Origin of the sequence: Bacillus sp. JJ1566 (assembly GCF_036962685.1) — a bacterium.
Taxonomy (GTDB): domain Bacteria; phylum Bacillota; class Bacilli; order Bacillales; family Bacillaceae_L; genus Ferdinandcohnia.
In genome coordinates, this window is the sequence record NZ_JBALOP010000004.1 from 13971 (window position 1) to 34943 (window position 20973).

Below are 20973 nucleotides of genomic sequence, written 5' to 3' on the forward strand. Positions count from 1 at the left end.
CATATCTTTTTATTTTAACACAATAATTAGTATAGAACATAATTTACATTCAAGCCACAACTGGATTTGCATATTTGTCCCAAATATTTTTCAGAAAAAATAATATTGCTATGGACACCCGCCCACACAAGAACTAGGAAAAGTCATACTATAACTGTGTAACCAAGAATATTAAGGAGGTATTATAAATGGGTGACGGATGCAACTTCGGAGGCGGATTTGCCTTAATCGTAGTATTGTTTATTCTTTTAATTATCGTTGGTGCTGCTTGGTTTTAAAAACGAAATGCATAAGCGCCTTGGAAGATGAACATCGACTAAAAACCGCCACGTCCTGTGGCGAACGTCGATGTCAGCACATCCTGTGCAAGTCCGACATGCAAAAGTTCTGTGACAAAAAAGTCGCTCTTTGACTTTTCTTGCCACAGGCTTTTTGACCTCGAGGGGCTAGGCGCTGCAGCTAGACATTAAAAAACTAAAATGACGATAGAGTGTTCGGCATTTGCTGAACACTTTATTTTTTCCATGTTGTGGGAACCGTTAATATGTTAAACTACACTTACATAGTGTTAAAAGGTGTGTGATCCCACTTGTTTCCACAAGCATTTATTGATTATTTAGTTCATTTTCACTGTGACCGTGACTATTTTGAATGCCATGAAATATTGGAAGAACATTGGAAAGAAGATCCTGTTCCTGAAAGAAAACCATATTGGGTAGGTTTAATTCAGATTGCAGTATCACTTTATCACTATCGCCGCGGAAATATCGCAGGTGCGCTCAAAATGATGAAAAGTGCTCTTACGATCTGTAAAGATCAGAAATCCGAATTAGTTCAATTAGGATTTAAGGTTGATGAGATGATCGAAGTGTTACAAAAGGAATTTCATGATATTGAAATTGGTACACCCTATGAAAGTATAGATTTACCATTAACAGATAATCTATTGGCAGCATGTATTTCCAAAGCTACTCGAACCGGGAAATCATGGGGAGAAGCAAGTGACTTATCAGATGAGGAATTAATTCACAAACATACATTACGAGACAGAAGTGATGTTATTGCAGAACGACAAAAACAAATCATTTTAAAACATAAAAAACGAGACAATAGCTAAAAAGGACAGTCTTATGACTGTCCCTCTTCGCATTTTTCATCCTCTGAGAAATCACATTTCTCAAAAAAAGCTGCTGTATGTTCATTTGATCGTAATTCACGATCTGGAAAATGCTCTTTTAGTGCCTTCACCATCTGTTTACCAATGCCTTGGTATCGATGGGATGGATTCACACAGATATGTTGAATTTCTACAAGATTTCCGTCATGGATTGTTGTTCCGATAATTCCTACAATATCTTCTTCTTTCCATAAGAATAGCTGCTGTGTGTCATCTTCATCATATTGCTTCATCGTTGCTTGCAGGTTCTTTAGGTCCTTTTCGGTCGGCATAAATGAAAGAAGCCCCATTGCGATTTTCTCATAATTCTTTTTATAACGAATTAACATATAAATCCCTCATTATCGAAAAACTTTCCAAATAGTATTACCATTATTACTTTTGGACTAAGCTTCATACATTTATTAAGAGTACCATTATCCTTGTTTTTTTTCCATAGTCTTTTTGGTATACCCTTAAATTTAAATTATATCCAAAATTTACTTAATTTATACAGGCTCTCGTGAATTATTCGAATGAACGTGCTAGATTCGCCATTTCAATTGCAGATACAGCAGAATCCCATCCCTTATTCCCTGCTTTTGTTCCAGCTCTTTCAATTGCTTGTTCAATTGTATCAGTTGTTAAAACACCAAACATGACAGGTTTTCCAGTCGCCAGTGCAGTTGATGCCAATCCTTTTGCTACTTCGTTACAAACAAAGTCATAGTGGGATGTAGAGCCTCTAATAACAGTACCTAACGCAATCACAGCGTCATATTTGCTTGATTCAGCCATTTTTTTAGCAATTAAAGGAATTTCAAAGGCCCCTGGAACCCAAGCAATTTCAACATCCTCATCTGCAACCCCATGTCTTTTAAGCCCATCAAGTGCGCCTGTTAATAATTTTGCTGTAATGAATTCATTAAATCGAGCTACTACAATCCCTACTCTTAAGCCTGTGCCAACTAAATGTCCTTCATAAATTTTATTCATCTTTATCCTCCTGTGTTATCGGTATTTGTGTCTATTTTTTTAAAAATGAAAAATATGCCCTAATTTTTCATTGCTTACTTTACCTTCAATTTGAATTGGAATACGCTGAACTACCTCTAAATTATATCCCTCAAGCCCAGTGATTTTTCTTGGGTTATTCGTTAATAGCTTCATTTTCTTTATTCCTAAATCTCTAAGAATTTGAGCACCGATACCATATTCCCTTAATTCTGGTAAGGTTCCAAGCTGTTCATTATTTTCGACGGTTTCATCACCTTCTACTTGGAGTTTGTAGGCACGCATTTTATTTATTAAACTAGCGCTTCTACTTTGTTGACGCATATATAAGAGTACTCCTGAACCCGCTTGCTCAATTTGGTGTAATGCAGCATGAAGCTGTGGTCCGCACTCACATCGCTTAGAACCAAATACATCTCCAGTTAAGCATTCTGAATGGACTCTCACTAATGTTGGTTCTGTTTCACTTATCTCACCTTTAACAAATGCAACATGTTCCTTTCCATCAATGAGACTAGTGTATCCAATCGCTTTAAAGTCTCCATATTCAGTCGGCAATGAAACTTCAACTTCTCTTTTCACCAGCTTTTCCTTCTGATTTCGATAACGAATTAATTCTTCGATCGTAATCATTTTTAGGTTAAATTCATCTGCAATCTTTCGTAAATCATGAACCCTCGCCATGGTTCCATCTTCTTTAACTATTTCACAGATTACTCCAGCTGGTTCTGACCCACAAAGGGCGGCTAAGTCGACTGCTGCTTCTGTATGACCGGCCCTTCTTAGTACTCCCCCTTCCTTTGCAATTAAAGGAAAAACGTGTCCAGGTCTTTTGAAGTCTGATGCTTTTGATTCTGGGTTAAGCAGTTCAATAATTGTTGTTGAACGTTCAATTGCACTGATACCTGTTGTGGTGGTTTTATGGTCGATACTTACTGTAAAAGCAGTTCCATGCGGGTCCGTATTATGCGCAACCATTGGTTCTAGATTTAATTTTTTCGCTAATGACTTTGTAATAGGAGTACATACGAGTCCACGTCCATGCGTGATCATAAAATTAATAACCTCTGGTGTTGCTCTATCAGCAATTGCAATAAAATCTCCTTCATTTTCACGATCTTCATCATCACATACAATAATTACTTTTCCTTGTTGTAGGTCGGCAAGTGCATCTTCAATTGAATCAAACATGATTGTTCCCCCTTTTATTTAAAGCCGTTTTCTTCTAAAAAGCTTGCGGTGATCTTTGATTTAGTTGATTTTTCATTTACCATGGATCGTTGCATAAATTGGCTTACATATTTCCCAAGCATGTCACATTCAATGTTTACAATGTCTCCTACACCTTTTTTATGTAAAATTGTTTCTGTTAGCGTATGAGGGATCAACGAGAGAGTAAACGTATTTTCTGTAAGTCCAAAAATGGTCAAGCTTGTCCCATCTACTGCAACAGATCCTTTATAAATCATAAACTGTATAAGTTCTTCGGGAATTTCGATTTCATAATACACGGCATTCCCCTTCGGTTCTTTTCGGACGATTTTTCCGATGCCATCCACATGCCCAGAAACGATATGCCCTCCAAAACGTCCATTAGCAGACATTGCTCTCTCAAGATTAACGGGATGATTTCGGTGTAAATCACGCAATGACGTTGAGTTAACTGTTTCAGGCATTACATCAACTGTAAAACCATCAGATGTAAATTCAGTCACAGTTAAACATACTCCATTGACCGAAATACTATCGCCTAAATGCACATCCTCTAGAATTTTTTTAGCCTGAATCACCATTTCAACTGAGTCCTGTGATCCATTCATCGCCTTAATTTTCCCGATTTCTTCTACAATCCCTGTAAACATTTTTTCACCTTATCTTTCGTTCTGCTACGATTTTAACGTCTTCACCGAGTTGTTCAACAGATTTAATTGTAAATTGTAATGCATCATCGATGGATTCAATTCCCGTTCCACCAATCGATGTGGGGGCTAGTTTTCCACCTACTAATTTTGGTGCGAGATAGACGATAAGTTGATTAATTGCCTTTTCCTTTAAGAAGCTGCCATTCACTTCTGCTCCACCTTCAACATAAATGGAGGAAATACCTTCTTCACCTAATCGGGCAAGTATGGTGTTGATTGAGATTTTCGACTCCTGTAATTGGATAATCCGAACACCATTTTTACCGGAGAATTCATTCATTTTCTCCTCGTTTACTCGATTAGAAACAATAATCCAAGTTTCTGCCTTGCCGTCGTTAACGACTTGTGAGTCAAGAGGTGTTCTTAAAGTCGAATCCAAGATGATACGAACCGGATTTTTACCTGTGCCATTCGGAAGCCTTGTTGTTAAACTAGGATTATCAACAAGCACAGTATTAACCCCGACAAGAATACCATCATGGATACTTCGATATAAATGGACATCATTTCTTGCTGCCTCACCAGTTATCCATTTACTTTCACCAGTAACTGTTGCTGTTTTCCCATCAAGTGTGGTGGCTGACTTTAAGGTTACATAAGGGATCTTTTTTTCTAAAAAATGATAAAAGACTGCGTTTAATGCATCAGCTTGTTCCTTGCATACCCCTACTTCAACTTCGATTCCGGCTGCTTTTAATTTGGCAATGCCTTTTCCAGCAACGAGTGGATTGGGATCTGTCGTTGCGATTACAACCCTTTTCACATTATTCTCAACTAGTAGATCCGCGCATGGTGGAGTTTTTCCATGATGACTACAAGGTTCTAATGTTACATACGCAGTTGCATTTTGTGCCTTTTCTCCAGCCATCCTTATCGCATGTACCTCGGCATGAGGTTCTCCGGCCTTCAAGTGTGCTCCAATCCCTACAACTCTTCCGTCGTTAACAATGACTGCACCAACTACAGGGTTTGGGGTTGTTTGGCCGACACCAGCCTTCGCTACATTTATCGCTAAATTCATATAATCTTGATCTCTCACGTTATCTGCACTCCTTTCTATTTATCATGTACTTAATTCGGGGATTTCATCTATTTTCCAAAACAAAAAGACCTCAGGAAAAAATCCGGGGTCTTGGTCGATGTTATTTAAGCAGCAGATTATGTATTTTTTACCCAACACAAATAAAGGTATTATGGGCAAATTTTCTTCACATACCGTACTAACATCCTTCTCCCATCCAGACTTTAACTGTCGGCCTTGGATTCTCACCAAGTCCACCATTTTAAATGAAATCACTCATGGCATAGTGCCTATCGGAAAAAAATATGCTGATATTAAAATGGGTCACGGGCTTAGAACAATTGTTCATCACCGTCGGTAAGGAATTTCACCTAACCCCGAAGGAAAATATTTAATTCTTTTAGCGATGTAAAATAGTATAACATAAAGTACTCTTATTTTGTCGAATTTAATACTTTACGATACAGATATGTATTTTTGAATTCATATGGAATGTTTAACTATGCGATAAACAGCCAAAAAATAACTCCCCAGGCAATCGCCACAAAAAGCAGAACAAATAATACTGTCCATCTTCCTTTACCCATTTCGTTTCACCTCAAGAATCATTATAAGACAAAGAAAAAGACACAACAAGATAGACATGTTGTGCCTGAATCAAATGCGCCTTGGCGTATTTGCGCCAGATTTTTAGGCCCACACGATGTGGGTCATGAAGACGTTGCCACAGGATGTGGCGTCTTTAGTCTTCGATCTTACTGCTCGAAAAGTTACCTTTGAAAAATCGTGGCATCCGCCGGAGGCAGTAACATTATTCAGCAGAAGTTTGACTTCTGCTGAATAGTATTACTCTTCCCAAACTTTAACTTCTTTCATTACGTCACCCTGTTTAATACGATACACAGAATCCAGTCCTTCAATTACTTGACCAAAAACAGTGTGTACACCATCTAAATGAGGCTGTGACTCATGCACAATGAAAAATTGGCTTCCACCAGTATCTTTTCCTGCATGTGCCATAGATAATGATCCTGGTACATGTTTATGTGGATTTCCTTCTGTTTCACATTTAATTGTATAACCTGGTCCACCAGTTCCATTTCCACGCGGACAACCACCTTGTGCGACAAAGCCCGGAATGACACGGTGGAATGTTAGGCCATTATAAAACCCTTCGTTTGCAAGCTTTTCAAAGTTTGCTACAGTTCCAGGTGCTTCATTTGAATATAACTCAATTACAATTTTTTCTCCATTTTCAAATTCAATGCTAGCTTTTTTCATTTGAAACCTCCACTTATTTTCTTTCGTCCATATGTATTGAACAGGTTCATTTTACTATAAATGGGTGGAATAATCCAATGTGAAAGGAGGCGTTTTTCATAATAGAGGTCAAATAGATATTTTTAGTAACGAATATTGTATAATATGAACGATGGATAACCTAGTTTTTGAATAATTAAAGGAGGAACCTAGTTTGAGATATAGATTTATACTCTCGATTTTACTTGTGTTTTCACTCATTTTTCCATCACTTAGCTTCGCAGACGCTGCACCTGGAGATGTGATTATTACACTTGGTGAAGACCTAACCGAAACTCAAAAAGAAACAATCCTAAAAGAAATGAACGCACCTGAGAACCCTCAGATTGTCGTTGTCACAAATGCGGAAGAACATCAATACCTTGGAAGCTATATACCAAAAGCAAGAATCGGGAACAAAGCCCTATCATCTGCTTCGATTACCATTGGGGAAAAAGGTTCTGGGTTAGATGTAACAATTTCAAAACATATCACTCTAATTACAGAAGAAATGTATGCTAATGCATTGATTACAGCCGGGGTGAAGGATGCAAAAATCTATGTAACTGGACCTTTTGATGTTTCCGGAACAGCAGCATTAACCGGAATTATTAAAGCTTATGAGATTTCTTCAGACAAAGTAATACCTGAGGATGTTAAGCAGATTGCTAATGAAGAAATGGTTGAAACCACAAAATTAAGTGAGAAATTCGGGGCTGAAGATGCTGCAGCCTTAATGGCAAAAATTAAGGATGAAATAGCTAAAAACGCACCGAAAAACGATGAAGAACTTCGTACCATTATTGTAAATGCTGCAAACGACTTGGGTATTACGTTAACAGATGCTGACATAGATCGACTCATGAACCTTTTTAAAAAGCTAATGGAACTTAATATCGACTGGAATCAGGTTGGAGAACAATTAAATTTAGCTAAAGAGAAGCTAACAAATTTTCTTGAATCTGAAGAAGGGCAAACCTTTTTGGATAAGGTTAAAGAATTTTTTATAAACCTAATTGACGCCATAAAGAATTTTTTCAAATAATGAACATAATGAAAACCCACGAATTCAAATTCGTGGGTTTTCTAGTTCGATTTATTCGATAACTTTTGATTTTAATGGAATGTCCAGTCTTACTAAATCCTCATAGCTCTCACGTTGGACGACAAGCTGCGCTTCTCCATTCTCTACAAATACAACTGCAGGTCTTGGAATCCGGTTATAATTATTAGCCATGGCATAACCGTATGCCCCTGTACAGAATACTGCTAGCATATCATCTGAGTTTGCTTTTGGTAATGGTAAATCCCAAATAAGCATATCTCCGGATTCGCAGCACTTACCAGCAATTGAAACTGTTTCTTCAACAGGATCCAGGGCGCGATTTGCTAAAACTGCCTCATATTTCGCTTGATATAATGCAGGTCTGATATTATCCGTCATTCCTCCGTCAACCGCAAGGTATTGGCGAATGTTTGGTACTTCTTTTCGAGAACCAACAGAGTAAATCGTTGTTCCTGCATCTCCTACCATTGAGCGACCTGGCTCAATCCAAATTTCAGGAATATCAATAGAAAGATCATCAGCAAACTTTTTTACTTCCCCGATAATCGCTTCTACATACTTTGACACCGGAAGTGGTTTATCCTCTTCCGTGTACCGAATGCCAAACCCACCACCAAGATTTAAAACTTTAGGTGCAAATTCAAAACGTTCCTTCCAGTCTTTAAGTTTTGCAAACATTTTACCAGCAGCAACTAAAAATCCTGTTGTTTCAAAAATTTGCGAACCAATATGCGAATGAATCCCTAATAACTCTAAGTATTCTGAATGAAGCGCTTGCTCTACTGCTTGGTCTGCCTGTCCGTTTTCAAGTCCAAATCCAAACTTAGAGTCTTCTTGCCCAGTTGTAATATAATCATGGGTGTGCGCTTCAACACCTGGCGTTACGCGCAATAAAATCTTCATCGTTGACTTATTTTCGATACAAACCTGTTCTAACAATGAAAGTTCATAAAAATTATCAACTACAATACATCCGATTGCTTGTTTAACCGCCATGTCAAGTTCTTCATAGCTTTTATTATTACCATGGAAGTGAATTCGGTCCACTGGAAAACCCGCTTGTAGAGCAGTAAATAATTCACCACCAGAAACAACATCTAGGGATAGGCCTTCCTCGTGGGCGAGCTGAACCATTGCAATCGTTGAAAAGGCTTTACTTGCATACGCTACCTGCGCAGGAATATTTAGTTGTTTAAATGTTTCACGAAAGCTTCTTGCACGTTCTCTGATAAGTGCAACATCATACACATATAAAGGAGTGCCATATTGTTTTGCTAATTCTACAGTATCTATACCACCAATTTCTAAGTGGTTTTTTTCATTTACTTTGCTTGTTCCATGCAAAAACATTTAATTCCCCTCATTCCATCAAAGAGTACTCATCAGAGTCTAAAATGATAAAGCATTTTTCGTGCTTATCCCGCCTTTATAAAGAAAAAGACAGCCAATCACTTATAGTCATCAGCTGTCTTAACATCTTTAACGCTGTGCTATGAAAAAAGATTAACACAACGTAATATATGGCGCAACTATTGTTTGAAAGGTTTTTGGGGATGTACGATACTTGGTCTTATCTTTGCTCCTGGTACAGAAGTCCGAATTACAATTTGCAGCAATGCCTTCCCATTAAAAGGTAAAAACGGCCAAAGATATGGCGTATTAAGGGACCGAATATTGGCCAAGAACAAGAAATAGACCGTACTACCAATAATAAATCCAGGCACCTTAAAAATTGCTACTAGAACTAAAAGAAATAGTCTTGCAATTTTATTGGCAGCACTTAATTCATAGCTTGGGGTTGCAAATGTACCAACTGCAGCAATGGCTACATAAAGAATCACCTCGGGCCCAAATAATCCAACATCAATTGCAATTTGACCGATTAATGCCGCCGCTATTAAGCCCATTGCTGTTGATAATGGTGTTGGCGTATGTATCGCCGCCATCCTTAAAAATTCAATTCCCATATCGGCGAGAAAAATTTGAACAACTATCGGAATATTTGATTTTTCATTAGGACCAATATAATCAATTGCCTTAGGTATCATATCCGGTTCTAAAACTAATAAAAACCAGAGTGGCAAAAGAAAGATTGAGGCGAGAATACCAACAAACCTTGTCCATCTTAATAACGTACCAACTGCAGGTGCTTGGCGATATTCCTCGGCATGCTGCACATGATGGAACATCGTTGTAGGCGTGATAATTACACTTGGCGACGTATCAACCATTATGATGACATGCCCCTCTAGTAAATGGGTTGCTGCAACATCCGGTCTTTCTGTATATCTAACCAATGGATAAGGATTATAACCTTGATGAACTAAGAATTCCTCTATCGTTTTATCTGACATTGTTAGGCCATCAACATCAATCTTGCTAAGTTCATTTTTAATTAGTTTTACTAAACCTGGGTTGGCAATATCTTGTATATAAGAAACACAAATATCTGTCTTTGATCTTTCACCGACCTGCATGATCTCATTACGGAGTCTTTCATCACGTATTCTTCTTCTCGTTAGTGCACAATTCACAATTATATTTTCCACATATCCATCTCGAGCACCACGGACCACTTTTTCGGTATCGGGCTCTTGCGGTGTTCTTCCTGGGTAACTTCGTACGTCAACAGCTAATCCTGAATCTTCCCCTTCAACTAAAAAGAGGATTAGACCTGAAAGGATTGTATCAACAGCCTCATCAAGATTCTTGATCGTGCTTACTTGTTGATGAACAAGGCGGTTCTCAATGATTTGGAAGGCCAAATTTGTGTTCTTTTCATTATCATTGATATTTACTAATTCCTCTAAAATTTGAACAATAAATGCGGTATCGCAAAGTCCATTTAGATAATAAAGATGAACTTCCTTATTTAAAATCTTAATCCTTCTAACACCGATATCAAAATTTGTAGTACCTAAACCTATACGTGATTCGAAATATTTATCATTTTTGACTATATCAGGAGAGATTGGGGTCATTTTCTTTTCTTGTCCGATCATAACCACTCCTTTCAAGTATTAATTCCACTGCTTTTCTTGTTACGGGAGCACCTAGTTTAAGATCATCCTTACGTGCCATTTTTCCAATATCTCCAATACCCACGATGATGGGCACATCCAACTCGTCTAAACAATACACCGTATCTCCATTAATTCGACCAATATCATATTCAGTAATCCCGCTTTTATCAACACCGTATTCCGTAAGGTTTAAGTCTCTGTCAATACAGATGTCAACCTTTGTCCATTCTGTTTGATGGGTTTTTGACGCAACTGCTATAACACCTAACACTTCAATTTTAGGGTGCTTTGCTACATGCTTTAATGCCTGCTCCCCCGTTCCTTCCCCCAATAACCCACTATCATCAAACATAACAAATACAGGGTCGTAAGGGGTGTCTAGAATGTGTTTCACGATTTCTTTTCCGGTTAGAGTTGTTGGGTTTCCTTGGGATTTTGAAATACATCGTCCCCCAACCTCTTTTGCTATATATTCTAATGTCTTTTGTGCATATTCATCACCATCTGTTACTAGAATCACTTTTCTTCTAGTTTCATTCATAGATCCTATCCTTTCGCTCTGAAAATCAGTGCAACTAAGAAAGAGAACAAAATAGCCGAGGATATGCCAGCGGAAGTCAATTCAAATATCCCCATTGCGATACCAATTAATCCATGTTCTTCAGCACTTTCCATCGCACCATGTAAAAGGGAATGCCCAAAGCTTGTAATTGGAACAGTCGCTCCAGCGCCCGCAAATTCGATTAAATTGTCGTAAACATTAAACCCATCCAAAATTGTTCCAGCTACGACAAAAACACTCATTACATGAGCAGGTGTTAATTTTGCAAAATCAAGTAAGAGCTGTCCAATCACACATATTGCTCCACCGACTAAAAATGCGTATAAATATTCCATTTCCAACTCACCACCATCAAATGCGCCTTAGCGTATTGCGCCCGATTTTTTAGGCCCACACGNNNNTGCCACAGGATGTGGCGTACTTAGTCTTTGATCTTAAGCTCGAAAATTTTCCTTTTAAAAATCGAGGCATCCGCCAGAGGCTAATTTTATTCAGCTAGGTTTGAACCCTTACTGAATTTTATTGTGTTGATACATTCATACCACCATTTTATAAAAGAGTAATGAATAAATTAAACTCGTTCCAACACCACACCATGTGCGATAGTAGGAATGGTTTCCTTTTGTTGAATCATGGTTGGGCTAAGAAGTGCACCTGTTGCAACAATAAAAACCTTGTTTAAATTGCCACTAATAAGCTCTTTTACGATATGCCCGTACGTAACAAGTGCTGAACAAGCACAGCCACTTCCCCCGGCAAACACTTCTTGATCTGAGTGATAAAGCATCAACCCACAGTCATTATGTTTGTTGCCCAAATCATAGCCTTCTTCTTTTACCATTTCTTTTAGAATTGGACTTCCAATACCAGAGAGGTCTCCAGTCGCAATCAAGTCATATTCATCTTGATTGATATTTAAATCCTGAAAATGTCGAGTAATGGTATCAGCTGCTGCTGGTGCCATCGCTGAACCAAGATCAAAAGGATTTGTCATTCCTAAATCGATCACTTTTCCTATCGTTGCTGAAGTTATCCGAATCGGTCCTTTCTCTTTACTTACTAAAGCTGTTCCACCACCTGTAGCAGTAAAGGTTGCAGTATCTGGCTTTTGCCCACCATACTCGATTGGATATCGGAATTGCCTTTCGGCCGTTGCATTATGACTGCTCGTCGATGCTAGGATTCTGTTTGCAAATCCGCCATCAACAAGTGCTGAACCAACTGCTAGGGATTCCATAGAAGTTGAACAAGCTCCAAACATACAGATTAATGGAATTTGATGATGTCTGGCCGCATAGTTTGTCGTAACATTTTGATTTAATAAGTCTCCAGCTAAAAAGAAATCAATATCTTCATTTGATAAGTTCACCTTTTGGAGACAAGAATCAATTGAGTCTACCATTAGCCTTCTTTCAGCAGATTCCCAGGAATCTTCGCCACAATGTAAATCTTCATATTTTATATCAAAACTGGCACCTAAGGGTCCTGCACTTTCTTTTGGTCCCACAGCTGTCCCTGTTGAATTTAAAAATATTTGATTTTCAAATACCCACGTCTGTTTTCCAACTAGCCTCATCTATGCCCACTCCTTTAATCATTCAAGAAATTGTGAGATTAAAGAAATAACGTATAATCCCGACAATATACGCAGAAACTGCTCCGAAAACGATGACACTGCCCGCAAGTTTAAACATATTTGTAGCAATTCCTAAAACCACACCTTCGCTTTTATATTCCATCGCTGCACTTGTCATCGAGTTCGCAAATCCTGTTACAGGAACCGCAGAACCCGCACCCGCAAATTGCCCAAGCTTGTCATAGAGGCCAAACCCGGTTAACAAGGCCGAAATTAAAATCAGGGTTGCGACAGTTGGATTTCCCACATCTTTTTCCGAAAAATCAAAGAATGTCATATAGAAATTCTGTATACCTTGGCCAATACAGCAAATAGCTCCTCCAACTAGAAAAGCTTTTACACAATTTAGAAAATACTTCGGTTTAGGCTGGAATTTTTTAATGCTATTTTTGTAATCATCTTTTATTTTTTTCTTAGTAGCCACTTCATCTTCACTCCCTACGTGCTAAATATGAACCATACCTATTATCATTTAACGTAATACATCCATTGGAATAAAGATCCTGCAATTTTCCCGAAAACAATTGCCATAACTAAAATCACAATTTTACTTTCGATGCCAATTCGTTTTGCTAATATCGGAAAAACATTAAGTACTTCTGTTAGTGCAGCGGCCAGCATTCCAACGAATATTCCACTTGCTAATCCTACGGGGAGTACTAAAAAATCCCAAAGGTGAAAGATATGATCATTTAATGTAAACCAGCCACCAAATACCGCACCGAGTACAACACCCCACTCATAAAATCGAATAAATTTCATTGTTTTAGTTAATTGTGTAAGCCGAGGGATAATGCCTAAGACAGCTAAAAAAGCGACAAAACCGCCTCCAACTGCAAGTCCACTTCCTAATCCTATAAAAATAATTAGCAGGACTTTAATTGTCATCGATGTGTTTCATGCTTTCTTTATTTTCTTTGAGAATCAAATAATTATCTAAATCCTGCTGGTAATTAAACATTTCAACTTCAAGTGGACTTGGTTCTTCGTTAAGTCGTTTGCGGAAAAAATGATTGAAAAATAAAATCATTCCTAGCCCTAAACCTAATGAATATGGAATTTGAAAGAGCAATGGTTTTGGAACCACATCGCCAGTAATCATGGTATAGATACGTAGATGAACTTCCCTCATTGACACGTCTTCATGGAAATTCATCATAGTAAGGGCTGCCCCTATAAATAATAAAAACCAAACTGCTACAAATAGCGCAGTTGCAAACCGCTTTTTCTTAAGCGCTACCTCAATAATGGTTTGTGCGGGACCGACCGTTTGAATATCAACATGAGGAAATCGCCTCCTGATTTGTTCGATAACCTTCATTACATCAATGACAATTATGTTTTTATCTTTTTTGCTTACCTGATGAATAGCAATCTTTTTAATTTCCTGTGCGATGTTTTCCTCAGCACTTATTTGTACGATTTCTCCAATTTTTACTGTTGCATTGGGTTGTACCAGTACGCGATGGCGCATTCGAACATAAATTGATTTTTCCATCACTTTCACACCCTACACATTGTTTTCCTTATATATCTAGTATGTTAAATCTTGCTTATCTAATGCGATTGGACCACAAACTCCAATAATTACCACGCTTTAACATGGGGATTATCTTTTTCACAAATAAAAAAACCGAATGGATTATACGTCCATTCGGTCCTTCATTTGTTGTAATATTTTTTTCTCTAGCCTCGACACTTGTACTTGAGATATACCTAGCCGTGTCGCGACTTCTGATTGAGTTTGATCCTTATAATATCGCAAGTAAACGATTAATCTCTCGCGCTCATCCAGCTCGCGTATTGCTTCCTTAAGTGCAATTTTATCAAACCATTTTGTTTCATTATTATCCGCTATTTGATCAAGTAATGTAATCGGGTCACCATCATTTTCATATACGGTTTCATGAATGGATGAAGGGGCTCGACTTGCCTCTTGGGCTAAAACAACATCTTCAGGAGTGATTTCTAAGTACTCCGCAATCTCTGCAATTGTTGGTACTCTACCGAATTGCTTTGACAACTCATCCTTAGCTTTCCGAATTTTATTTCCGGTTTCCTTTAATGAACGACTCACCTTTACCGTTCCATCGTCCCTTATAAACCGCTGGATTTCACCGATAATCATTGGTACAGCGTAGGTTGAAAATTTAACATCATATGATAAATCAAATTTATCGACTGACTTCAATAGTCCAATGCAGCCTATTTGAAACAAATCATCTGGTTCATAGCCTCGATTCAAAAACCGTTGTACAACAGACCAAACTAACCTCATATTCTTCTGGACGATTAGATCACGTGCTTCCTGTCGTCCTTCTTGGCTGAGTTTGATTAAATTCTTAACCTCATTGTCCTTTAAATACGTTTCACTTTTGTTGTTCTTGACCTCCACATCCATTGGCAAGTCTCCTTAATTGCATAACGCTTTACTCTTTGATAAATGCTTTGTAAGCCGTAATGTTGTACCTCGTGCTGAACCTGTTTCCACTTCGAACTCATCCATGAAGTTTTCCATGATCGTAAAGCCCATACCTGATCGCTCAAGCTCTGGTTTTGTTGTAAACAATGGCTGCCTTGCTTCCTCGAGATCGTTGATTCCAATTCCTTCGTCTTTTATCGTGATATACACGGTACTGTCTTCCATTTTGCATGAAATATAAACAATCCCACTTGGATCACTTTCATATCCATGAATAATTGAGTTTGTTACGGCCTCAGACACAACTGTCTTAATTTCAGTTAGTTCGTCCAAGGTTGGATCGAGTTGTGTAATAAATGCTGCTACAGCTACACGAGCAAATGACTCATTTTGGCTTAGTGCTGAAAATTGAAGGTGCATTTCATTTTTCATTACGCCACCCCCAATGACTGAAGCGCAAAAGACTCATCACGCTCTAATCGAATGATTTTGAAAAGGCCAGACATTTCAAATAAACGTTCGACCTGCGTTGAAATGGAACAAACAACCATTTCTCCACCTAAATTTTTAATTTGCTTGTATCTTCCTAAAATAACACCTAATCCTGAGCTATCCATAAATGAAAGCTTTTCAAGATTCAATAAGATGTGATTAATTTGATTGCTCTCAATCGTATCTGTTACCTTTAATCGCAATTCTTCAGCGGTATGATGATCTAGCTCACCAGATAGCCGAATACATAACACATTGTGTTTTACCTCAAGTTCAATTCCAAGACTCACTTTACAATGCCTCCTTTAAATCGTATAGTGAGTCTTTTCGCTATTTACATGAAAGATTCCTTCTTGATGACAAAACTAGTGTTCATTCGGCAAAAAAAACAGAAAAGCGTAAGGCGCCCTAACAGAGGAACATCGACTAACTACCGCCACGTCCTGTGGTGAACGTCGATGTCAGCACTTACTGTGCAAGTCAAGCATAAGACGAGCGCTGACAGAAGGCACCTTTTACCTTAAGAAGCGATTGGCTTATACCAGAGAGCCGATGGCGACTGGAGCTAGACATCAAGAACTAGGTAACAGTTTATGGAGTTTTATTAAAAGTTCCCATTGTCCGTTTAAATAGCTTCCACCAGTTGGCTGCATCGACATCTTTTTCAGCAACAAGTGGGCTTTCGCTTAAAACTTTTCCATCTTTTTTAATAACCAATTTTCCGATAACATCACCTTTTTTAATCGGTGCATTAAGCTTCTCATCTACCGCAACTTCCTTTTGTACATCATCGATTTTTTCACCTTTTTTTGTTAAAAGTGAAATTGGTTCTGATGTCACAAGGTTAATTTTCTTTTGACTCCCCTTACTTACCTTTGCTTGGGCAACTTCCTGATTACGTTCATATAAAGGGTGTGTTTTATACTGACTAAAGCCATAGTCAAGCATCTTTGTTACTTGCGCATTCCGCTCCTTTGGTGTTGGTGCTCCAAAGATAACAGATATTAAACGCATATCTTCTTTTTCAGCAGTAGCTGTTAAACAATATTTCGCCTCGGTTGTAAAACCTGTTTTTAACCCATCCACCCCTGGATAAAATCTCACAAGGCGATTTGTATTCACAAGCCAAAACTTATTATCAGTGTTTTGACGTAAATAATCTTCATATTGACCTGTGAATTTAGTGATTTCCTCATATTTCAGCAATTCCTTTGACATGATTGCCATGTCATGTGCAGAGCTAAAGTGATTTTCCGCAGGAAGGCCAGTCGGATTTTGAAATAATGTATTTTTAAGGCCTAATTCCTTTACCTTGTTATTCATCATTTCAACGAAAGCTTCTTCTGAACCTGCTATTTTTTCTGCCATTGCAACGGATGCATCATTGCCTGAACCGATGGCAATACCTTTTAACATTTCTTCAACTGTCATTTCTTCGCCTGGCTCAAGGAATATTTGTGATCCCCCCATTGATGCGGCATGTTCACTGGTTCTAACTTTGTCAGAATAGGTGATACTACCTTTATCAAGGGCTTCCATGATTAAAAGCAATGTCATGATTTTCGTCATGCTTGCAGGTGGAAGCTTTTCATCACTATTTTTTTCGTAAAGAATCTTTCCTGTATCACGTTCAATTAAAATTGCAGATTTTGCATTATTCGCTAGATCAACAGTTGACTCCTGTGCAGAAGCGAAAGGGCTAACCGTAAAAATCATGATTGTTGAAAGTAACAGACTTATAAATACGCGTTTCATCTCCAAACCCTCCATTCTTTATACTTTCCCATTTTTTCCAACAAACCAAATAATATACATAAAAAAAGAAAGAGGGTTGGAGCTATCCCCCAAACATAAAAAAACCGAGGATATTTATCCTCGGAATGTGAATTATGAAATCTTATCGATAATTAATGTAGGTGCTGTTACTGGATTTTCTGAAATTGAGATGCTTTCTGATAGTTTCTTTTTTATGTCAGCAATATCTTCAAAATTACTATGGATGGTTACAAGGCTTTCTCCTTTTGAAACCTTGTCACCGATTTTTTTCCGAAGAACAAGCCCAACCGCCAAATCAATTGACGATTCCTTTGTTGCTCTTCCCGCACCTAGAAGCATAGCTGCTGTACCAATTGAATCGGCAATTATCTCTGAAACATAACCATCCGATTCAGCTTCAAATTCAAATAGATATTTTGCTTTTGGAAGGTTTTCAGGTGAATCCACGACAGAAGCATCTCCACCCTGTGATGATAAAAATAGCTTAAAGGTTTCTAACGCTTTTCCATTTTTGATTGTTTCCTCAAGCATCGCTCTAGCTTCTTCAAGAGAATTTGCTTTTTTCGCGAGTAAAACCATCTGGCTTCCTAAGACTAGACAGAGTTCCTCTAAATCGGCAGGACCTTCTCCTTTTAACGTATCAATCGCCTCTTTTACCTCAAGAGCATTGCCTATGGCAAAACCAAGCGGCTGACTCATATCTGAAATAATCGCCATTGTGTTTCGACCAACATTATTCCCGATATCGACCATTGTCTTAGCCAAGTCCTTCGCATCATCTAAATCCTTCATAAACGCACCTGCGCCAGTTTTTACGTCTAAAACAATCGCATCTGCTCCTGCCGCAATTTTTTTACTCATAATTGAGCTAGCAATTAATGGGATACTGTTAACAGTCGCAGTAACATCTCGTAACGCATAAAGCTTTTTATCTGCTGGTGTTAAATTTCCGCTTTGCCCTATAACTGCAACCTTATTTTGATTGACAAGACGAATAAAGTCATCATTGGTAATTTCAACATGGAAGCCCGAAACAGATTCAAGTTTGTCAATCGTTCCGCCAGTATGACCTAGTCCACGCCCTGACATCTTTGCAATAGGTACTCCAACTGATGCAACCAAAGGAGCTAACACTAGTGTGGTTGTATCACCTACACCACCGGTACTATGTTTATCCACCTTGACTCCTTCAATTCCTGAAAGGTCAATCGTGTCACCAGACTGAACCATCGCCATTGTAAAATCCGCTTGTTCCTGTTTCGTCATTCCCTTAAAAAAGACTGCCATTGTAAATGCACTCATTTGATAATCGGGAATTTCACCTTTTGTATACCCATCTACAACAAATGATATTTCCTCTGCTGTTAATTGCATTCCATCTCGTTTTTTTTCGATTAAATCAACCATTCTCATTATTCTTCACCTTTTCCAACCGGTCATTTTTGTGACTTAGATTTTCTTCACAATTTGTTTAACAAGTGATAAAAAGTCATTTTTTACTTTTTCTGTTGTTTCAATTACTTCATCATGGGTAAGAGGCTGATCCAATATCCCTGCAGCCATATTTGAGATACAGGAAATGCCTAGCACCCTTAGGTTAGCGTGGCGTGCAATGATCACTTCAGGAACAGTTGACATTCCTACTGCGTCCCCACCTAGTGTTCGAAGCATTCTGATTTCTGCAGGTGTTTCATAGGATGGTCCTGTCATCCCAACATAGACCCCTTCTTGAATCGCAATATTCAATTCATTCGCTACTTTTCTTGCGAGAGTGCGTAGTTCTTTTGTATACGCTTCTGACATATCCGGAAACCTTGCACCGAACTTCGAATCATTTGGTCCAATTAACGGGTTTTGCCCGAAATTAAGATGATCTGTAATAATCATTAAATCACCTGGTTTAAATGATTCATTTACTCCTCCCGCTGCATTTGTCACAACTAAAGTTGTGACACCAAGTTCTTTCATCACACGTACAGGGAATGTAACCTTATCAAGACTATATCCCTCATAAAAATGAAATCGTCCTTGCATAGCTACAACAGATTTTCCTTGCAAGGTTCCAAATACAAGCTGCCCTGCATGACCTTCTACTGTTGAAACTGGAAACTCCGGAATTTGATCATATGGCACTTTGATTGGATTTTCAATTTCATCTGCCAAAACCCCCAAGCCTGAACCCAAAATCAATCCGATTTCAGGTACTGCTTGGCTTTTTTCCTTTAAAAATTGCGCTGCTCTTTCTATGATTGATTTATCCATTCCTATATTCCCCCGTTAATCTCTGAAAGAAAACTCTTTCCATGTTTAGGTAAAGATACATTAAAATTATCCGCTACTGTTGCACCAATATCAGCAAAAGTTGTCCGTAACGGTAATTCCTTTCCGCCAGCCATTTTTTTGTTGTAAACCAATAATGGAACATATTCACGTGTATGATCCGTTCCAGAATGAACAGGATCATTTCCATGGTCTGCTGTAATGATTAGTAAATCATCATCTGTTAATTTTTCAAATACTTCAGGTAGACGGGCATCATACTCCTCTAGCGCATTTCCGTATCCTTTTGGATCACGGCGATGTCCAAATAATGCATCAAAATCAACAAGATTTACAAAGCTTAAGCCCGTAAAATCCATATTAAGAGTTTGAACTAATTTATCCATTCCATCCATATTTGACTTTGTACGTAGAGCTTGGGTAACACCCTCACCATCATAAATATCTGAAATTTTTCCAATTGCGATAACATCAAAACCTTGATCACTTAATTCATTCATCACGGTACGCTCAAATGGCTTTAAAGCATAATCATGTCTATTTGATGTTCTTGTAAAATTGCCAGGTTCCCCAACAAATGGGCGGGCGATGACACGTCCGACCATATATTTTTCATCTAGCGTTAATTCACGTGCAATTTCACATATTTTATATTGCTCTTCAATTGGCACAATTTCCTCATGTGCTGCGATTTGTAGAACCGAATCAGCAGATGTGTAAATGATTAATTTACCTGTTTTCATGTGTTCTTCGCCAAGTTCATCAATAATAGCGGTTCCAGATGCTGGCTTATTCCCTAAAATTCCACGTCCAGTCCTTTTTTCAAGCTCATCTAATAATTCCTTTGGAAACCCATCTGGGAAAACCTGAAATGGCGTTTCAATATGTAAGCCCATAATTTCCCAATGGCCTGTCATTGTATCCTTTCCATTAGAAGCCTCTTGCATTTTCGTATAGTAAGCAAGCGGCCCGTTTTGAACTGGAATTCCTTTAATTTCACGAATGTTACTTAAGCCTAACTTTGCCATATTCGGCATATTGAGGCCATTCATTTCCTCCGCGATATGTCCTAAAGTATCTGAACCCTCATCACCAAATTTCTTCGCATCTGGTGCTTCTCCAATTCCAACAGAGTCCATGACAATTAGGAAAATTCGTTTATATGTATAAGCAGACATGTAATTCCCTCCCAAAATATTCTATGCTTTCTAAGAAGTATTTTCCCCTTCTAGTTGCAACTTACTCAATTTTTCACATTTGATTAACTTTATTTAGCCGAGTTCACGACTAAATAAAGTTAAAGC

The 20973-nt window shown here is 38.2% G+C and carries 24 protein-coding genes and 1 riboswitch; of the genes, 3 read left to right on the forward strand and 21 right to left on the reverse strand.

The genetic code is table 11. The features are described from left to right. Positions 1 to 188 precede the first annotated feature (188 nt). Together V7112_RS03310 and V7112_RS03315 are read left to right on the forward strand one after the other, a co-directional pair. The gene (locus V7112_RS03310; RefSeq protein ID WP_335415407.1) at positions 189 to 278 is read left to right on the forward strand and encodes a YjcZ family sporulation protein; all 90 of its coding nucleotides are present in this window, start codon (positions 189 to 191) and stop codon (positions 276 to 278) included. A 311-nt stretch (positions 279 to 589) separates the two neighbouring features. Beyond that, a complete protein-coding gene (locus V7112_RS03315; RefSeq protein WP_335415410.1) occupies positions 590 to 1117 on the forward strand; it encodes a DUF309 domain-containing protein in 528 nt (175 codons plus the stop codon). A gap of 11 nt (positions 1118 to 1128) precedes the next feature. Here the strand turns inward: V7112_RS03315 and V7112_RS03320 are convergent, their stop codons facing one another. The 6 genes from V7112_RS03320 to V7112_RS03345 all read right to left on the reverse strand — a co-directional run bounded on the left by V7112_RS03320 (position 1129) and on the right by V7112_RS03345 (position 6394). Then, the gene (locus V7112_RS03320; protein ID WP_335415413.1) at positions 1129 to 1506 is read right to left on the reverse strand and encodes a GNAT family N-acetyltransferase; all 378 of its coding nucleotides are present in this window, start codon (positions 1504 to 1506) and stop codon (positions 1129 to 1131) included. Between the two features lie 178 nt (positions 1507 to 1684). Beyond that, a complete protein-coding gene (gene ribH, locus V7112_RS03325) occupies positions 1685 to 2152 on the reverse strand; it encodes a 6,7-dimethyl-8-ribityllumazine synthase (RefSeq protein ID WP_335415416.1) in 468 nt (155 codons plus the stop codon). Positions 2153 to 2191: 39 nt separating this feature from the next. Beyond that, a complete protein-coding gene (locus tag V7112_RS03330; protein WP_335415417.1) occupies positions 2192 to 3361 on the reverse strand; it encodes a bifunctional 3,4-dihydroxy-2-butanone-4-phosphate synthase/GTP cyclohydrolase II in 1170 nt (389 codons plus the stop codon). Between the two features lie 14 nt (positions 3362 to 3375). Next, positions 3376 to 4032, reverse strand: a complete 657-nt coding sequence (gene ribE, locus V7112_RS03335; protein ID WP_335415420.1) for a riboflavin synthase — start codon at positions 4030 to 4032, stop codon at positions 3376 to 3378. Positions 4033 to 4036: 4 nt separating this feature from the next. After that, complete coding sequence (ribD, locus tag V7112_RS03340; protein WP_335415423.1) at positions 4037 to 5131, reverse strand: bifunctional diaminohydroxyphosphoribosylaminopyrimidine deaminase/5-amino-6-(5-phosphoribosylamino)uracil reductase RibD; 1095 nt, start codon at positions 5129 to 5131, stop codon at positions 4037 to 4039. A gap of 183 nt (positions 5132 to 5314) precedes the next feature. Next, a riboswitch (FMN riboswitch) is annotated at positions 5315 to 5502 on the reverse strand. A gap of 457 nt (positions 5503 to 5959) precedes the next feature. Then, the gene (locus V7112_RS03345; protein ID WP_335415426.1) at positions 5960 to 6394 is read right to left on the reverse strand and encodes a peptidylprolyl isomerase; all 435 of its coding nucleotides are present in this window, start codon (positions 6392 to 6394) and stop codon (positions 5960 to 5962) included. Positions 6395 to 6587: 193 nt separating this feature from the next. Here V7112_RS03345 and V7112_RS03350 point away from each other — a divergent pair, with 193 nt between their 5' ends. Next, positions 6588 to 7457 carry a DUF1002 domain-containing protein gene (locus V7112_RS03350; RefSeq protein WP_335415429.1) on the forward strand — a complete coding sequence of 290 codons (870 nt, stop codon included), beginning with the start codon at positions 6588 to 6590 and terminating at the stop codon, positions 7455 to 7457. A 51-nt stretch (positions 7458 to 7508) separates the two neighbouring features. Here V7112_RS03350 and lysA read toward each other — a convergent pair whose 3' ends face one another. The 15 genes from lysA to deoB all read right to left on the reverse strand — a co-directional run bounded on the left by lysA (position 7509) and on the right by deoB (position 20847). After that, on the reverse strand, positions 7509 to 8828 hold the full coding sequence (gene lysA, locus V7112_RS03355) for a diaminopimelate decarboxylase (protein WP_335415432.1): 1320 nt from the start codon (positions 8826 to 8828) through the stop codon (positions 7509 to 7511). A gap of 179 nt (positions 8829 to 9007) precedes the next feature. Continuing rightward, on the reverse strand, positions 9008 to 10480 hold the full coding sequence (locus tag V7112_RS03360; protein WP_335415434.1) for a spore germination protein: 1473 nt from the start codon (positions 10478 to 10480) through the stop codon (positions 9008 to 9010). Then, positions 10440 to 11042, reverse strand: a complete 603-nt coding sequence (locus tag V7112_RS03365) for a stage V sporulation protein AE (protein WP_335415435.1) — start codon at positions 11040 to 11042, stop codon at positions 10440 to 10442. Before V7112_RS03365 ends, V7112_RS03360 begins: the two co-directional genes overlap by 41 nt. A gap of 5 nt (positions 11043 to 11047) precedes the next feature. Then, entirely contained in the window at positions 11048 to 11398 is a 351-nt protein-coding gene (gene spoVAE, locus V7112_RS03370) for a stage V sporulation protein AE (RefSeq protein ID WP_335415439.1), read from the reverse strand. A gap of 236 nt (positions 11399 to 11634) precedes the next feature. After that, the gene (gene spoVAD / locus V7112_RS03375) at positions 11635 to 12639 is read right to left on the reverse strand and encodes a stage V sporulation protein AD (protein ID WP_335415442.1); all 1005 of its coding nucleotides are present in this window, start codon (positions 12637 to 12639) and stop codon (positions 11635 to 11637) included. A gap of 22 nt (positions 12640 to 12661) precedes the next feature. Continuing rightward, a complete protein-coding gene (spoVAC, locus tag V7112_RS03380) occupies positions 12662 to 13123 on the reverse strand; it encodes a stage V sporulation protein AC (RefSeq protein WP_335415444.1) in 462 nt (153 codons plus the stop codon). Positions 13124 to 13167: 44 nt separating this feature from the next. Then, positions 13168 to 13587: a stage V sporulation protein AB gene (locus tag V7112_RS03385; protein WP_335415447.1), complete on the reverse strand. Its 420-nt coding sequence runs from the start codon at positions 13585 to 13587 to the stop codon at positions 13168 to 13170. Then, positions 13577 to 14197, reverse strand: a complete 621-nt coding sequence (locus V7112_RS03390) for a stage V sporulation protein AA (RefSeq protein WP_335415451.1) — start codon at positions 14195 to 14197, stop codon at positions 13577 to 13579. The genes V7112_RS03385 and V7112_RS03390 overlap by 11 nt, the downstream gene beginning before the upstream one ends. A gap of 144 nt (positions 14198 to 14341) precedes the next feature. Then, positions 14342 to 15100 (reverse strand): RNA polymerase sporulation sigma factor SigF, encoded by a 759-nt coding sequence (gene sigF / locus V7112_RS03395; protein WP_335415452.1) that lies wholly within the window; start codon positions 15098 to 15100, stop codon positions 14342 to 14344. A gap of 12 nt (positions 15101 to 15112) precedes the next feature. Further along, positions 15113 to 15553, reverse strand: a complete 441-nt coding sequence (spoIIAB, locus tag V7112_RS03400; protein WP_335415454.1) for an anti-sigma F factor — start codon at positions 15551 to 15553, stop codon at positions 15113 to 15115. Continuing rightward, positions 15553 to 15903: an anti-sigma F factor antagonist gene (gene spoIIAA / locus V7112_RS03405; protein WP_335415457.1), complete on the reverse strand. Its 351-nt coding sequence runs from the start codon at positions 15901 to 15903 to the stop codon at positions 15553 to 15555. The genes spoIIAB and spoIIAA overlap by 1 nt, the downstream gene beginning before the upstream one ends. 301 nt (positions 15904 to 16204) lie before the next feature. Then, positions 16205 to 17368, reverse strand: a complete 1164-nt coding sequence (locus V7112_RS03410) for a D-alanyl-D-alanine carboxypeptidase family protein (protein ID WP_335415459.1) — start codon at positions 17366 to 17368, stop codon at positions 16205 to 16207. 132 nt (positions 17369 to 17500) lie between these two features. Further along, positions 17501 to 18802 carry a pyrimidine-nucleoside phosphorylase gene (locus tag V7112_RS03415; protein ID WP_335415461.1) on the reverse strand — a complete coding sequence of 434 codons (1302 nt, stop codon included), beginning with the start codon at positions 18800 to 18802 and terminating at the stop codon, positions 17501 to 17503. A gap of 36 nt (positions 18803 to 18838) precedes the next feature. Beyond that, entirely contained in the window at positions 18839 to 19651 is an 813-nt protein-coding gene (locus V7112_RS03420) for a purine-nucleoside phosphorylase (RefSeq protein WP_335415465.1), read from the reverse strand. A 2-nt stretch (positions 19652 to 19653) separates the two neighbouring features. Beyond that, the gene (gene deoB / locus V7112_RS03425) at positions 19654 to 20847 is read right to left on the reverse strand and encodes a phosphopentomutase (RefSeq protein ID WP_335415468.1); all 1194 of its coding nucleotides are present in this window, start codon (positions 20845 to 20847) and stop codon (positions 19654 to 19656) included. Positions 20848 to 20973 lie beyond the last annotated feature (126 nt).

What these genes read in the sequence shown, in the direction of transcription:
- V7112_RS03310 (WP_335415407.1), top strand. Translation starts at nt 189, where the DNA reads ATGGGTGACGGATGCAACTTCGGAGGCGGATTTGCCTTAATCGTAGTA.
- V7112_RS03320 (WP_335415413.1), bottom strand. Translation starts at nt 1,506, where the DNA reads ATGTTAATTCGTTATAAAAAGAATTATGAGAAAATCGCAATGGGGCTT.
- ribH (WP_335415416.1), bottom strand. Translation starts at nt 2,152, where the DNA reads ATGAATAAAATTTATGAAGGACATTTAGTTGGCACAGGCTTAAGAGTA.
- V7112_RS03330 (WP_335415417.1), bottom strand. Translation starts at nt 3,361, where the DNA reads ATGTTTGATTCAATTGAAGATGCACTTGCCGACCTACAACAAGGAAAA.
- ribE (WP_335415420.1), bottom strand. Translation starts at nt 4,032, where the DNA reads ATGTTTACAGGGATTGTAGAAGAAATCGGGAAAATTAAGGCGATGAAT.
- V7112_RS03345 (WP_335415426.1), bottom strand. Translation starts at nt 6,394, where the DNA reads ATGAAAAAAGCTAGCATTGAATTTGAAAATGGAGAAAAAATTGTAATT.
- lysA (WP_335415432.1), bottom strand. Translation starts at nt 8,828, where the DNA reads ATGTTTTTGCATGGAACAAGCAAAGTAAATGAAAAAAACCACTTAGAA.
- V7112_RS03360 (WP_335415434.1), bottom strand. Translation starts at nt 10,480, where the DNA reads ATGATCGGACAAGAAAAGAAAATGACCCCAATCTCTCCTGATATAGTC.
- V7112_RS03365 (WP_335415435.1), bottom strand. Translation starts at nt 11,042, where the DNA reads ATGAATGAAACTAGAAGAAAAGTGATTCTAGTAACAGATGGTGATGAA.
- spoVAE (WP_335415439.1), bottom strand. Translation starts at nt 11,398, where the DNA reads ATGGAATATTTATACGCATTTTTAGTCGGTGGAGCAATATGTGTGATT.
- spoVAD (WP_335415442.1), bottom strand. Translation starts at nt 12,639, where the DNA reads ATGAGGCTAGTTGGAAAACAGACGTGGGTATTTGAAAATCAAATATTT.
- V7112_RS03385 (WP_335415447.1), bottom strand. Translation starts at nt 13,587, where the DNA reads ATGACAATTAAAGTCCTGCTAATTATTTTTATAGGATTAGGAAGTGGA.
- V7112_RS03390 (WP_335415451.1), bottom strand. Translation starts at nt 14,197, where the DNA reads ATGGAAAAATCAATTTATGTTCGAATGCGCCATCGCGTACTGGTACAA.
- sigF (WP_335415452.1), bottom strand. Translation starts at nt 15,100, where the DNA reads ATGGATGTGGAGGTCAAGAACAACAAAAGTGAAACGTATTTAAAGGAC.
- spoIIAB (WP_335415454.1), bottom strand. Translation starts at nt 15,553, where the DNA reads ATGAAAAATGAAATGCACCTTCAATTTTCAGCACTAAGCCAAAATGAG.
- V7112_RS03410 (WP_335415459.1), bottom strand. Translation starts at nt 17,368, where the DNA reads ATGAAACGCGTATTTATAAGTCTGTTACTTTCAACAATCATGATTTTT.
- V7112_RS03415 (WP_335415461.1), bottom strand. Translation starts at nt 18,802, where the DNA reads ATGAGAATGGTTGATTTAATCGAAAAAAAACGAGATGGAATGCAATTA.
- V7112_RS03420 (WP_335415465.1), bottom strand. Translation starts at nt 19,651, where the DNA reads ATGGATAAATCAATCATAGAAAGAGCAGCGCAATTTTTAAAGGAAAAA.
- deoB (WP_335415468.1), bottom strand. Translation starts at nt 20,847, where the DNA reads ATGTCTGCTTATACATATAAACGAATTTTCCTAATTGTCATGGACTCT.